Here is a 13399-nt window from a genome sequence, read left to right as displayed (position 1 = left end):
CATGTTCGATTGGCTGGTCGTGGGCGCCGGCTTTGCCGGCAGCGTGATTGCTGAAAGAATAGCTTCGCAGCGCCATGAAAGCGTGCTCCTGGTCGATCGTCGCAACCATGTCGGCGGCAATGCCTATGATTGCTATAATGAAGCCGGCATCCTAGTCCACCGCTACGGACCGCACATCTTCCACACCAACGGTCAGGCGATCGTGGATTACCTGTCGCAGTTCACCGATTGGCGGCCATACGAGCATAGGGTGTTGGCGGCGGTGGACGGGAAACTCGTTCCCATCCCGATCAACCTCGACACGATCAACAGCCTTTATGGGCTGGATCTGACCTCGGCGCAGCTGGAGGATTTCTTCGCGTCACGACGCGAGACGGTAGAGGACGTTCGCACGGCCGAGGACGTCGTTATCAGCACGGTGGGACGAGAGCTCTATGAGAAGTTCTTTCGTGGTTATACGAGGAAGCAATGGGGCGTTGATCCCAGTCAACTCAGTAAATCGGTGACAGCACGAGTACCGACCAGGACCAACCGCGATGACCGCTATTTCAGTGACAGCTTCCAGAACATGCCGCTCGGTGGGTACACCAGGATGTTCCAACGCATGCTCGAACAGCCGAACATAAAGATCATGTTGCAGACCGATTTCCGCGAGATTCGTGAGAAGATACCGTTCAGGCGATTGGTTTACACCGGCCCGATCGACGAATATTTCGGCTGGCAGCTCGGGCACCTTCCCTATCGCTCGCTTCGTTTCGAGCACGTTACCCTCGACCGCGAACAGTTTCAGCCGGTTGCCGTCGTCAATTATCCCCAGACGGAAGATTACACCCGCATCACGGAGTACAAACATCTCACTGGCCAACAGAGCTCGCGGACCAGCCTGACCTACGAATATCCCACGGACCTCGGGGATCCGTACTACCCGGTGCCGCGGGCCGAGAACGAAGCACTCTACAAGCGTTATGAAGCGCTTGCCGCTACCTGTCCCGACGTGTGGTTTGTCGGTCGCCTGGCAACATACCGCTACTACAACATGGATCAGGTGGTTGGGCAGGCTCTGGCCACTTTCGCTCGCATCCAAAAAAGCGTCGAATCGGCGAGCACGGGAAAGGCGTCATTGGCGGAACTGGCTGTAAGTTCTCCCGCACACGGGAGTTAGAGTTGGGGGCGGCAAAACCGGAAGAAGAATTGCGATGGCTACAACTCAACTCAGAGAGCCGTTCGATATTCGTTGTGGCTTGCCAACGCCCATGCCACCACGGAAAACCAAACGCTGTCGATCATGGCCACGGGTCGAGCGTATCGTTTGCGCCGGCATAGTCCGGAAACCGAAAGCCAGATCACGCGCATCGAGGCAGTCCTGGAGGGCCTCGATACAGAGCACTCCATCCTCACGGAGACAGCCCTGTCGATGGTTGGCAGCATGGCTGCCATGGGACACTCGATGGCCGGCGACGAAATCATCAAGAATAGCCTGGCGAATTTCGCATTCGATCATGAAATTGCTGCTTACAATTCGCTGCTGGTGCCCGCCGAGGCGGCCCTCAAGCAGACTCTGAGCTGAGAGAAGCCATGGCCAGTAGGCTGAAGGAAAACCTGGACGCTATGCGGTGGGCCAAGCTGGCGAGACTGGTGAAACCGCAAAAGCTGATCCTACAACGGGGCGACCTCCATGACAGACCCCGCCCCCGTTGTCGGTCACATCTTCAACGCGTCCGGTTAGCCGCGAACAAACCTTGCTGACGGGCCAGTTCATCTGCTGTGGCTTTGCGCAGGTGTCGCATGCCATCAGCCTGGATGACGGAAAACAAACCCACCTCCGCATGTCGCGAATTGTCCCAGCCGGGGTAGGCAGTTATCGGGTACAGGCAAATACCCTCAATCGGCGCCCCGAGACTGATCGCGGCACGCACCTCGTCGCAGACATAATGGAGCCAGGCCGCCCCGCCTGAACCCTCGGAGCCGGTCTCGGCAATGAACATCGGCTTGCCGTAACGATGAGCCACCTCGAGCAACATTTCCGAGAGGGCACGGTACTCATGGTGGCCCATCGGTATCGTCGGTCCGTCCATGTACCATTGATTGTGCGGGTAAAAATTCAGGCCCACGACATCGACAACATCTTCGCTTCCACCCAACTCAGGTTCGGCGCGACCCAGGAGCAAATCGTATGCTTCGAACTGTCCCTGGCGGGCGTTTTCGGCCCGGCGCCGCTCGGTCCCTGTTCGGTCGCGGGGAGCGATGTGGATAAGCGGCTCGGCCCAGACGAATCTACATGAGGGATCCACCTCTCGCATCGCACGAACGCCAGCAATTGCAGCCTTCACGAGATGCCGTTTGAACCATCCCCGTTTGTTCGGCCCCACACGCGGGAAATAGCCGACCTCAACAGCCCAGGCGAAAAAGGAGATTTCGTTGATTGGACACAACAGTGGCGATGTTCCGGCAATCGAACGGTGTACCCTCACTGCTTCTGCTGCGAACGCGGCATAGGCTTGGATGAAATCCATCGAGCCCTGATCGACATGGTCTGGAGATCCGTAGTGGAAGATGTCCCAGATAACCTGGACACCTGCCGATCGAGCTGCCTCGACCATTGGCGTCCAACTTGACCAATCATAAGTTCCGGGAGCGGTTTCGATCAGGTGCCACCGCAGCCCGTCGCGGATGGTGCGAAGGCCGAGTTCGGCGCAGCCGCGGTAATCGCCGGGGGCATGCAAATTATGCGAGGTCGCACGAATAAGGTCGAGGCGAACGCCGTCCTTGCGCCGGTGTGTGGAGCACTCAAAGCCTGCCATGAAAAAACTGGCAAAGCGCGAAGCTCCCGCAATCGAAGCTTCCTCATCCTGCCCGACCTTGCGTCCCAGTTCGCTCATTCGAGGTCTCCTCTGGGCAGTCGTCTTCGAACTCTGCCAGCTTGTTCGGACCGGGAACCGCCTTGTCGAAAATACCCACCCGATCGGGCAGACGGCATTCCGTTTCTCAGTTCAGCATACCCCCCGTCCTGGCGTGACCGGTTTGTCCCGAACCGATTGATCAAGCCTTTGTTCCGATGGTCGACTGTCCGGAATCTGGGTGGCGAATGAGGAACAAGGCGGCCCGAGGCAAGTTCGGGCGATGTAGCGCCCGCGGTCGATCAACTCGAGCGGCTGCTCAGCAACAACAGAGGCACGGGATCATATGACCGTTCAAATTCCACTTTCCGAGATCGACCACGCCAGGCGTGAGAACCGTGGTGACGGCGCTTGGAGCATCGCACCAGATTTGGGCTACTTGCGACTGGCAATCGTCAATGTGATGTTCTTCGGCGCACCGGGCAGCGGAGATCGGAACTGGGTGCTGATCGATACGGGGTTGCCGAAGTCCCGTAGCAGCATCCTTGCGGTCGCAGAAAAACGATTTGGCACGGACCGGCGGCCGGCGGCGATCATCCTGACCCACGGCCATTTCGACCATGTGGGAGCGGTTCTGGACCTGGCGAATACGTGGGACGTGCCTGTGTTCGCCCACCCACTCGAGCGCCCCTATTTGGATGGAACCGCGTCCTATCCGCCACCGGATCCTTGGGTAGGGGGTGGATTGATGGCGCTGCTTTCGCCGCTCTTTCCGCGCGGGCCGATCGATCTTGGCAACCATTTGGAACTGTTGCCCGCCGACGGATCGATCCCCGGGATGCCCGGATGGCAATGGCTGCACACACCCGGGCACGCCCCTGGGCATATCTCGCTCTGGCGCGAGGAAGACCGCTCGCTGATCGTAGGAGACGCTTTCATTACGACGGGTCAGGAGTCGGTCTATGAGGTCGCCGTTCAGGATCTCGAGATGCACGGTCCGCCGCGCTACTTCACGCCGGACTGGGATGCCGCGGAAAGATCCGTGAAGCATCTGGCTGGGCTGAAGCCTCAGATGGTGATCACTGGACACGGTGCGGCTGCTGCAGGAGTGGGCATGCGTCAAGCTCTTGACAGCCTGGCTGAGCGGTTCAGGGAGTTCGCCGTGCCCCCGAAATTGAAATTCGTGCGCGAGCCAGCGATGGTCCCAGATAGCTCAGGCTAACCGAGCCCGTCGTTCTGAAATTTCAAGGTGGGCCGCTCGCTCAAGCCGTAGAGCTTCCGTCGGGTCGCGCGTCCCTCCGACAAACTCTGGCAGCGGAACAAACCGGGGATGCGCCAGTTAGGGCGTTCGGTCGGCGCAGAGCGACTCCGGCCAAGTGCCCTGAAATTCTGCGTCAAGGGAAGACGTCAGATGGAAACCCGTTCCCCAAGGACGCGTCCTCTCCGCCGGCGGGGCCGGCCAACAAGAAGTTGTTCGAGCCATACGCGTTGGCATTCGCCAAGACTTGGCTTCGATTCGCTCATGGGCCGAACCGTGGAGCAGACCAAATGGCAAATCTGGGAAGATTGGCGAAAGCGATGCTTGGCGTCCTGGCATACCAAAATCGCGACAAAATCGGCGAATTGATTCGGGGAGCGGGGTATCTTAACCCAAACGACCCGCAACGCAGAATTCTGGCTCAGATATCGGATGGCGTGTCGAGGGCGGACCTTGGTGAGATCCTCGACCGGTTCAGGGAGGTTGGGGCAGGACGGAAGGTCGACTCGTGGGTTGGCAGCGGGCCAAACCAACCAATCGAGCCAAGGGACGTCGAAGCGGCAATGGACGAAGGTACACTCACTTCCATTTCGATGGAGACGGGCCTTTCACGCGAGCAGCTAATCAAAAGGATTGCGCGGGATCTACCCGAGACAGTCAATATGATGACGCCCAATGGTGAATGGCCGTCTGAGCCGACACAAAGCTCGGATACGCCGACCCTGCTCGATAATGTACCCTAGGGACGCAGCGGTTCTATGCATCAAGCTCTTGACAGCCTGGCTGAGCGGTTGAGGGACTTCGCCATGCTGCCGAAATTGAAATTCGTGCGCGAGCCAGCGACCGTCCCAGATAGCTGGCTGACCGGCCGCAGGCGCTTGTGTGCTGTTTGACACTGGTCAAAATTAGGCCGGTTTTGCGGCTCGGAGTGGGTCTAGTGTTCCGCCGGATCGCGCAGGCGAACCAGCGGCTTCTTTCCAGGACCGACGAATAGACATCGGCAGAACAAACCCACCCAGCGCCAGTTGGGGCAACCCCGGCCCATGGACCGCCAGCACTCGTTGCGCGGGCACGAAGCCACGCAAAAGCAACTTGCCGCCCGAGCATTACGACCAGGTCCTTTCCGCACACGGGACGATCATGATCTTCTTCGCGGCGATGCCTTTCATGAGTCATTTGGCCGAAACAAGAGTGTCCTTCTTGCGCGCCGGTGGCCGACGACGAACACGCCGCTTGGCAGCGGTCTTCAGCCCTACCGGCGGATCCCTCGATAACGCTCTGGTCACCGCGTTGACCATGTCGAGCGCAACGAAATCAGCATTGATGTCATTGCCCAATTTACCGTCTGTCTCCCCGCGGTCTTCACCGTTTCCTCCCCAGAACACAACGCCCACCCGTACCGCTGCATTAAAACGTTTTATGCGGCGCACCATAAAACGCGCATGTTTGAGGGAGTTGCGGTTCAGGAACCCGATCACGACGGTGTTCAGCCCATCCAGCTCCAGCCGGCGAATGCTCGCCGGTTGCAGCTCTGCAAAACTGGCCTTTGACGTAGCCGCGCCTTGGATCAGTAACACCTGCCCCAGCATTGCGGCGGCCGCGTCGTCGAGTTCGCCGCGCCCGCCGGCACAAAGCACGGCTAGGCCGGTGCCATCTGGGAGATCGATGTCGTGCCCTGCTTCCGGATCGATTGTCTTCTCCTTGTCCGAGCCAGTCTCATCACCTGCGGCGACATCGTCCTCCTCCGCCTCCTCCTGAGCGATGTCGTCAAGATTCGCTACCAGTATCTGAGCGCTGGCGGCCAGCTGCTTCAGTTGGTGATCGTCCATCACCCCCCGAACCCGGTCTTGTTCGCCGAGCAGAAGGGCGGGAAGCGCGACCTTGCCGTAGAACTCGAGCAGATACTGCTCCTCGAGAATTTCCTCGGCGTGGTCCGTGGCTTCTTCTGGATCACCGGCCAGCAGACGCTGATACAGCCGGGCATGTGGCTCGAGCACCGGTTCGTTGCCGAACAGCACGTCGAGAAACTCGAACTGCGTCACATGTCTGCCGAGCACGACGAGACAGACTGTGAGGGGAGTAGACAGAACCAGACCAAGAGGTCCCCAGAGCCAGGTCCAGAAAATTGCTGCGACGATGACGGCTAAGGGAGAGAGCCCGGTGCGCGACCCGTAAAGCCAGGGTTCGATGACATTGCCAGTGATCATTTCCATGATCACGAACAGCGCGGCTGTCCACAATACGAGTGACCATCCGGGCGCCACGGCCAGAGCAAGGGACAAGGGCAGCAGTGCACCAATGATAGGACCGATATAGGGAACGAAGCGCAGCGCCAATGCCAGCAACCCCCACAACAGTGCATTGGGGATCCCGAGGACCCATAATCCGATCGAGATCGGGACGGCATACAAGATGTTCACGACCAGTTGCATGAGCAAATAGCGGCCGAGCCGTCTGCCGGCGTCCTGGAGCGCTTCGGTGGTTCTGTGAAGATCGCCGTAGCCGACCAACCGTATGAAGCGATCGCGCAGATCCTCGCGCTCGAGCAGCATGAAAATAACGACAACAATTATGAGCCCCGCCGACGCCAGCGGACTGATCAGCGGCGTGATCAGGTTTTGCAGGATCTCGAGCGGCCTTTCTCGAGACACAATCTCGACGGGAACCGGCTCGCGCTGAGGCTGGCTGGCTGCTGGCTGCGAGGGCTCCTGCTTGTTGATCTCCTGGCCGATGCGCTCGATCGCTCCGGTCAACCTGGCGATGATGCCGCCGCCGCCACCGGTTTCTTTTCTGACCTTGGTCAGGACATTTGTTTGGTAAAGCGAAACATTCTGGGCCAGCTCACCGACTTGCGTAGCGACAATGAATGAGAACAAAGCGAGCGCTGCGAAGGCGCCAAGCACGCTGAAGATGACGGCGGCAAGGCGTGGAATGCCGGTCCGTTTGAGCGCGGAAACCACCGGCGCAAGCGCGAAAGTCAGCAGCAGCGCGATCGCGATAGGCAGAAACACCTCGCGGCCGAAATAAAGCGCGGCAACGACTGTCACGACAGTCGCTACCGTGGGCAAAGCAGTGCGTGGGTGAGCCGTGGCCCCTGTCTCAATGTCCCTCAATCGAGGGACAGAGGGTTGCGCGCCATTTAGCCGACTTGTCGCCATCCAATTCTCCTGCCCAACTCCGCATGATCAGACATATTCAGACAGAGCGCAACTTGGGCTGCCGCAACATCAGGTCCTGAAGGTGGGGATAGGATGCACTTACGCTGACAATCCATTGGCCGACTCGCCCGTTCGTTCGCGTACAGCCAGTCGACCCAGATTTCGGTCTTCCACTTGGCATCGGCATGGGCCTGGAGCGGGACTCCCAGCGCGTGCGGCCTTGAAAAGGCCGAGGGACGAGGTCAAGCTGTGCCCACGGGCGAGCTCCCCAAGCTGGCTGCCCAGGCAAAAATTTCGGCTGCCTGTGTCATAGGTTAATGCACCGCTGCCCCGGTTCACCTATGGCTGCGGCTTAGATCGTTCAGCATCCTCAAACACACTCGACGTCGGCAGAACGCTGCACGCCACGATCCATAGCGGGCGGTGGAACCCCGCCCCTTACATGTTTCCCTGCCGAATGACGATCACGGCGCGGCCGCCGTCGGTTCGTCAACCCTTCACCGGCTAACCGGAACTTTTGGCGTGAATAAAAGTTCGGAAGCCAACATCAGCTAGGTAGCCAGATTGTCCCCCACCTCATCCTCGGATGTACTTATTCGCAAGCTTCAGACCATCTCGGATATTCGTGATGCTGATATCGGCGTTCTAAAAGGCATTCCGATCCAGGAGAAGGAATGTGTGGCCAACCACGACCTCGTGCGTGAGGGCGACCGTCCTGTTTACTCGTTTGTCGTCCTGGATGGGTTGGTCGGTTCGACCAAACTCACGGGCGAAGGAAAGCGGCAGATCACATCCTTCTTCGTGGCCGGCGACATTCCAGATCTGCACGGGCTGCATCTGTCGGTCATGGATTGTAACTTCTCGACCCTTACGCCGGCCCGAATAGGGTTCATGCGGCACGATACTCTACGCGCCATTTGCGACCAGCACCCTCACATTGCCGCGGCCTTCTGGCGGTCGACGCTGATAGATGCCGCGATTTACCGGGAGTGGGTCACCAATATTGGGAGAAGGGAGGCTTACACCCGCATGGCTCACATTCTCTGCGAACTGATTTCTCGCTTGCGCTCTGTCGGACGCATCCAGGATCACGTCGCGGACATCCCTATTACCCAGGCAGCACTTGGCGATGCCTTGGGTTTGTCTACGGTGCACGTCAACCGAATGCTTCAGGAACTGCGACGTAGAGGCCTCATCGCCACCACAGGGCCAAGAGTTCATGCACTCGACTGGCCCGGCCTCACTCGCGCAGGAGATTTCGACACGACCTACCTGCACCAAAGGACCCCCCCAGATTAGTGGTGACGGAAGCTCTCCGATGGCACGATTTTTCTTTGACAGCGGCGATCGCGACTTGGTCTTCGAAGATGAGATAGGTATCGAATGTGCCGGCATCGAGGAGGTGCGCCGCGCGAGTTTCGAGGGGCTTATCGACCTCACGAGAGAGTCCCTGAAAAGCGTCGACGGCCAGCAATTGTTCGTTGAGGTGCGTGATGAAAACGGTGAGAAAATCCTCAGGCTGAGCCTCTCCCTGCAAGTCAAACTGATGAAATAGGCTTGCGCACCCCCCTTCTGCGTCAGGCCGAGCAAATTTGGGGCGGCATACCTCTTCAGCCAAGAACATCTGCTCCGAGCACATGCTATCCGCGATTGTTGATGATGGAAACGTCGATTCAGTTCGCCACCGACCGCGATCGACCTTTGCGGACGTGCGTCAGGCCAACCCATCCAACGCATCAGCGGCAAACGTATCTCGACTGCCGTGACGCCTAGCGGTTCGGCGGCGTAATGGCAACAGCAGGCGATCGCTTTGATCTAGTGTGCCAGATGCGTGGCCAAATTAATAAGAACGAGCCGAGTGACCATACTCCCACCAAAGAGGCCTACCTCTCTGGTGGATTCCTGCGATGACTGAAGAACGTCGGAAGCTCAACTCGTCCGTCCCCGCCTCGGCCGATGTAAGCTCTAGCTGGATCAGTCCCTGGCGGCGGCCTCGCTTTGCTCAAGCTTTTCCCTGATCTCCAGAAGCTTGCTGGATTTGCGTCATCACATGTCGGGGATCGACATTCTCTGCCAGTTGCGGCAGCTCGTTGTCGGCCGGGGTCGAGACATTCAGGCGCGTCGCCAAAGCAGCCACCATCTCGATCAGCCGCGTGGTTTCATGCTCGTTAAGAAGGCTGATCTGCAGGTCCAGTTCCGCTCGGCGCTCGCTGTGTTCAGCCATTCTGTTCTGATTGATCAGCACGAAAGTGGACAAGAAGATTGCCTCGACCGAAGCGACCATGGCCAGGATCACAAACGTGGGGTCCCAAGCTGGGATGCTTGGTATCGCGCCAAGGTTTGCAAGAATCCAGGCTACAAGAATCGCGAGATGCAAATAGACAAAAGTCATGCTTCCCGCGAAGCGCGAAATGGCGCCAGCAACTCGCACCTGAACGCCTTGCCGCTCCTCTTGTTGTCGTCTCTGGTCGACCAGAGCCTGTATGTTCTGGTGAAGGACGGACTGCATGTCGGCGGGACGTTGATCACTCATGTGTTTGAATGTCACTTTCGTACAAGCGGCGCTCGCCGCCCCCTTGAGACGTGCCGCCTGGAGACGTGCGTTGATCTCGCTGACACATGGCCTAACTCCCAGCCGACAGGCAGCCTCGAGACGAGGCGCGCAGCCTTGCAATTTTGTCCACCATCGCGACCACCGCCCACGGGGCGCTCCGATGAACCATGTGGCCGACGCCCGGCACGATCTCAAGGAGAGACCCACCGACCTCCTCATGCAGGCGTCGTGCATCGCCTTCCGCGTCGAACAGCCGGTCTCCAGATCCGGCCACGATGCCGGTCGGCACGGCGATATCCTTGTAGCTTGCCTTCGACAACAGGCCTGCGGCCAACATCAGTGCCGACTCGGAACAAACAGCCTGCAGTTGGGAAGGGCGGCTGGCGAATTCTTTGGCGAGAGCAGCAAAGCCACTGTCGACCTCAGCCGGAGAGAAGATCTTCTTCATCGCCCAAGGCCAGGCCAGCCTCACAAGCAGCGGCAGCAATGTGTGGCGGAAAGCCGTGCCGATCACCGGCAGGGCCGGGAGTGCGGCCAGCGCAAGAGCGAGCCGCGGCGGCGGATAATAGTAGCCGGAGACCAGCACGATGCCGGCAATCGATGAAGCATGCCTGCGCGCCAATTCGATGGCGACCCAAGCTCCCCAGGAATGTCCAAGCACCAGATATTTTTCGATGCCGAGATTGCGTACAGCATCATGTATGACGTCAGCTTGTTCGCAAGCAGACCAGCTCCTGCCCTGCGACCGTGAGCTTTGGCCGAAGCCGGGACGATCAAATGCGAGCACCCGGTAGCTATTTGCCGCCAGGTCGAAGATGCCGCTGGACTTGAAGTCCTCCGCAATGGATCCGTTCCCGTGCAGCAGAAGCAGCGGCATGCCAGTGCCGGCCTCGAAAAAATGCAGGTGTAGGCTACCGATCTCCATCGCACGACCGCACGCCCGGCCGGCAAGCGCTCGTTTGGCGCGGACGGCGTTGTATCCCGCCAGGGCCGCGGCGATAAGCAGCCCGGTTGCAAGTTTCGGTCCATCTCTGTCGAGCGCCATGCTCGTGCCTGCCAGGAATTGCTGTGCTCGCTGCCACCTTGCCCCAACCTCGGCGGCCGCGGCTTGTTCCGCCAGACAAACGCAAAGCTGTATCGCCCAGCTCAAGCGGGTTGGAAATCAAGTTCTCTATGAGCGTGGGACGCAGCGATGGCAGCCTGTCCAAAGGCGACCGCTATCTGGTTCAAGGCTTTGACGAGGTCACCGATCGCGTACACGCCATCGACGGAAGTCTGCTGGTGCTCATCGACTTTGACGTATCCCTCTTCACAACAGGTCGCGCCAACGACCCCTGCGAGTTGAGAACGGACCTTGCAACCCAATGCCGCGTAAACGGCATCGAAGCGGCATGTCGCCCCGTCCCTCAGAATCGCCTCACAACCGTCAGCAACCGGGCTGAGCCTGTCGAGAGTGTCTCGGATAACGATCGCTCTTTCGCCGGCCGCGCGACGCGTGCTGGTTGAGAAGTCCCTTGCGTCGGTCCCCAGCATCGTTACAGCCGGTGTAAATCGACTGAGGAAGATGGCCTCTTGCAAGGCTCTCTCACCTTGCCCGACCACCGCTATCTTCCGGTCGATCACCTCATATCCGTCGCACACTGGGCAAAGCCGAACTACGCCTGCAGCCATTGCGTCCCGCAGGCGTGGCATGACGGGTGTCGTGTCGATAATCCCGGTCGACAACATGACCTTGCGTGCGCGGAATGCGCCAATCGAGGTCTCGGCGTCAAAGCCTCCATTAACAGGGGCCAGAGAATGAACCTGACCCCGCATCAGAGTTGCTCCGTACAAGCACGCGTGGCGTCGTAGCCGATCCAGAAGATCGGGGCCACTTATCCCTTCGGGAAAGCCCGGACAATTATGGCTTCTTGGGATCAGGGCGGCACGGGGGTCGCCCGCATCGATCACCAGCACGCGACGGCGGAAACGGGCAAGATACTGAGCGGCGGTCAACCCTGCGGGCCCGCCTCCGACGATCAAGACATCTTCGGTGTCGGCGATCAGTCGACTGTTATGGTTTTCATTGCTGGTGTGGCCCATTAGCGGCGAACGATTTGGTTCGTGCGATGTTCCAGCATGATTGCGGAGAGAGCGCATTTGCTTAGCCTGCGCTCAGCCGCCAAGGCTAGGACCTTTGATTTCGTCGTCTCGCCACATCCTGTGCTCGTCCGTCGAAACCTTCTTGGCTATTGGCGGTTAAAGCTGCCTGGAACATGAACTTACCAACGGCCTTCGGATGGACCATCTTCTCGTGAGCCCCTCGCTCATGAACAGGCTGGCGGCGCGGGCGTGGACGTTGCCGTCCGGGGATGGGAGAAGCCAAGCGATCACGCGGCAGCCTGGATCGAATGGATAGGGCCCGTTGAAAATGAGAAATCCGAGCTTTAGCCCGACCGGATGACGCCAGGTTCGTCCGCTTCTTTGTACTGTTCCGAACCCTCGGACGCAGCGATCAGATCCTGGAATCCAACTGTGGCGATGAGATAGCCCGCCTGGTCGTAAACTTTCGCCACCCAACTGGTCGGGTCTGCGCCATCGGCAATCCCGTCAAGCATGGCCTCCTTGGCAACGCGCTTCGCCTCTCTGACAGCCACTTCTCGATCAGCTATGTTGGCAAAGATTGCAGGCTTCGGCATGCCTCCGATGAACTCGAAGCGAAATGTCGGCATCGATCCCTCCTGTCGGTGGTGCCAGCGTTGGCAAGGTTGAGGGTCAACGCCAGCATTTCGAAAAGGATGCAGCGGATTGTGAACGCCTGACCTCAAACGTAGCGCTGCTGCCTTCCGTTTTCCAATCGCCGTGCCAACGCGCGCGCACGGCAATCTTCAGCATGGCCGCTTCGGTCATCCCGGTCTGGAAAAGCCTGACCAGCTCTCTCGCGATGGAATGGGCCGCCGCGCTGTCCGGCAGGATGGCAAATTCCTGGCACATCGCGTTGAAAACCGCGCGAAGGGTGTCCAGATCGTTGGGGTAGAGAGCTTCCGTGTTCGTGCGCATGGGTCGGTCAAGCATCAGGCGTCTCCAAACGAGCGATAGTGAGATGGTCGCTCCCAATCAGCTGAGCTCGTTAAATGCCCGCTGACCTCGCGTTTATCCGGCGCGGCGCACCACTTGTCATTAAACTATGATGTACCGAGGCAACGCCCGGGATCGCAGACGGAATAGATGACGCTCCCGCGCCGTGCGTCTAGGAATGGCACTTTCCGGAATGACGTCCAGGACGTATCGGGCAGCCGAGCTTTATAAAGGCGTTATAGTCACCACCGCAGCGGCCGATAGACGATGTCAGCACTCGCTGATGGAATTCCTCTCCGCACTGGAAGCATTTTCCAATCGCCGTCTCGGAGTCGGTGTTGCCGCGATCAGCCGGAGCGCCAATACTTGGAGTGCTGTTGGCGAGGTCACACGATTTGGCCAAAATTGGCTGCTTTGGGCCCAATGCACGAACCCGCTGCGCGGGAGGGCCGCCTCCTTCTGAGATGGCGTGCATGTCATAGACCTTGAGCGGGTAGAGGCGTCGATCTGACCATGGAGTTCCCTTCAACGAGAG

Annotated in this window: 13 protein-coding genes; 6 read left to right on the top strand and 7 right to left on the bottom strand. The window is 59.1% G+C overall.

Translation table 11 applies throughout. The features are described from left to right. Nucleotide 1 precedes the first annotated feature (1 nt). Nucleotides 2-1162 (top strand): UDP-galactopyranose mutase, encoded by a 1161-nt coding sequence (gene glf / locus NKJ26_RS16670; protein ID WP_352696233.1) that lies wholly within the window; start codon nt 2-4, stop codon nt 1160-1162. A 72-nt stretch (nt 1163-1234) separates the two neighbouring features. Further along, nucleotides 1235-1567, top strand: a complete 333-nt coding sequence (locus tag NKJ26_RS16665; protein WP_352696232.1) for a DUF892 family protein — start codon at nt 1235-1237, stop codon at nt 1565-1567. Between the two features lie 142 nt (nt 1568-1709). On the opposite strand, the gene NKJ26_RS16660 is transcribed toward NKJ26_RS16665, so the two are convergent. Continuing rightward, nucleotides 1710-2879 carry a beta-glucosidase gene (locus NKJ26_RS16660; protein WP_352696231.1) on the bottom strand — a complete coding sequence of 390 codons (1170 nt, stop codon included), beginning with the start codon at nt 2877-2879 and terminating at the stop codon, nt 1710-1712. Nucleotides 2880-3183: 304 nt separating this feature from the next. On the opposite strand from NKJ26_RS16660, the gene NKJ26_RS16655 reads away from it, so the two are divergent. Beyond that, nucleotides 3184-4059 carry an MBL fold metallo-hydrolase gene (locus NKJ26_RS16655; protein ID WP_352696230.1) on the top strand — a complete coding sequence of 292 codons (876 nt, stop codon included), beginning with the start codon at nt 3184-3186 and terminating at the stop codon, nt 4057-4059. A 326-nt stretch (nt 4060-4385) separates the two neighbouring features. Beyond that, the gene (locus NKJ26_RS16650; RefSeq protein WP_352695919.1) at nt 4386-4838 is read left to right on the top strand and encodes a YidB family protein; all 453 of its coding nucleotides are present in this window, start codon (nt 4386-4388) and stop codon (nt 4836-4838) included. A 429-nt stretch (nt 4839-5267) separates the two neighbouring features. Here NKJ26_RS16650 and NKJ26_RS16645 read toward each other — a convergent pair whose 3' ends face one another. Further along, nucleotides 5268-7253, bottom strand: coding sequence for an AI-2E family transporter (locus NKJ26_RS16645; protein ID WP_352696229.1), 1986 nt, complete (start codon nt 7251-7253; stop codon nt 5268-5270). A 564-nt stretch (nt 7254-7817) separates the two neighbouring features. On the opposite strand from NKJ26_RS16645, the gene NKJ26_RS16640 reads away from it, so the two are divergent. Beyond that, nucleotides 7818-8552, top strand: a complete 735-nt coding sequence (locus NKJ26_RS16640) for a Crp/Fnr family transcriptional regulator (protein ID WP_352696228.1) — start codon at nt 7818-7820, stop codon at nt 8550-8552. Nucleotides 8553-8571: 19 nt separating this feature from the next. After that, nucleotides 8572-8808, top strand: coding sequence for a DUF6894 family protein (locus NKJ26_RS16635; RefSeq protein WP_352608274.1), 237 nt, complete (start codon nt 8572-8574; stop codon nt 8806-8808). Between the two features lie 447 nt (nt 8809-9255). On the opposite strand, the gene NKJ26_RS16630 is transcribed toward NKJ26_RS16635, so the two are convergent. The 5 genes from NKJ26_RS16630 to NKJ26_RS16610 form a co-directional block, all read right to left on the bottom strand. Then, nucleotides 9256-9786, bottom strand: a complete 531-nt coding sequence (locus tag NKJ26_RS16630; RefSeq protein ID WP_352608272.1) for a DUF1003 domain-containing protein — start codon at nt 9784-9786, stop codon at nt 9256-9258. Between the two features lie 91 nt (nt 9787-9877). Further along, on the bottom strand, nt 9878-10732 hold the full coding sequence (locus NKJ26_RS16625; RefSeq protein WP_352696227.1) for an alpha/beta fold hydrolase: 855 nt from the start codon (nt 10730-10732) through the stop codon (nt 9878-9880). A gap of 221 nt (nt 10733-10953) precedes the next feature. Beyond that, the gene (locus NKJ26_RS16620) at nt 10954-11889 is read right to left on the bottom strand and encodes an NAD(P)/FAD-dependent oxidoreductase (RefSeq protein ID WP_352608268.1); all 936 of its coding nucleotides are present in this window, start codon (nt 11887-11889) and stop codon (nt 10954-10956) included. A 344-nt stretch (nt 11890-12233) separates the two neighbouring features. Then, a complete protein-coding gene (locus NKJ26_RS16615; protein ID WP_352696226.1) occupies nt 12234-12518 on the bottom strand; it encodes a DUF6894 family protein in 285 nt (94 codons plus the stop codon). A 43-nt stretch (nt 12519-12561) separates the two neighbouring features. Next, nucleotides 12562-12861, bottom strand: coding sequence for a hypothetical protein (locus tag NKJ26_RS16610; protein WP_352696225.1), 300 nt, complete (start codon nt 12859-12861; stop codon nt 12562-12564). Nucleotides 12862-13399 lie beyond the last annotated feature (538 nt).

It is taken from the genome of Mesorhizobium sp. M0152 (genome assembly GCF_040322415.1).
Taxonomy (GTDB): Bacteria; Pseudomonadota; Alphaproteobacteria; order Rhizobiales; family Rhizobiaceae; genus Mesorhizobium.
Note: the sequence above shows the minus strand (reverse complement) of the source record. Positions and strands in the feature narration are given on the sequence as shown.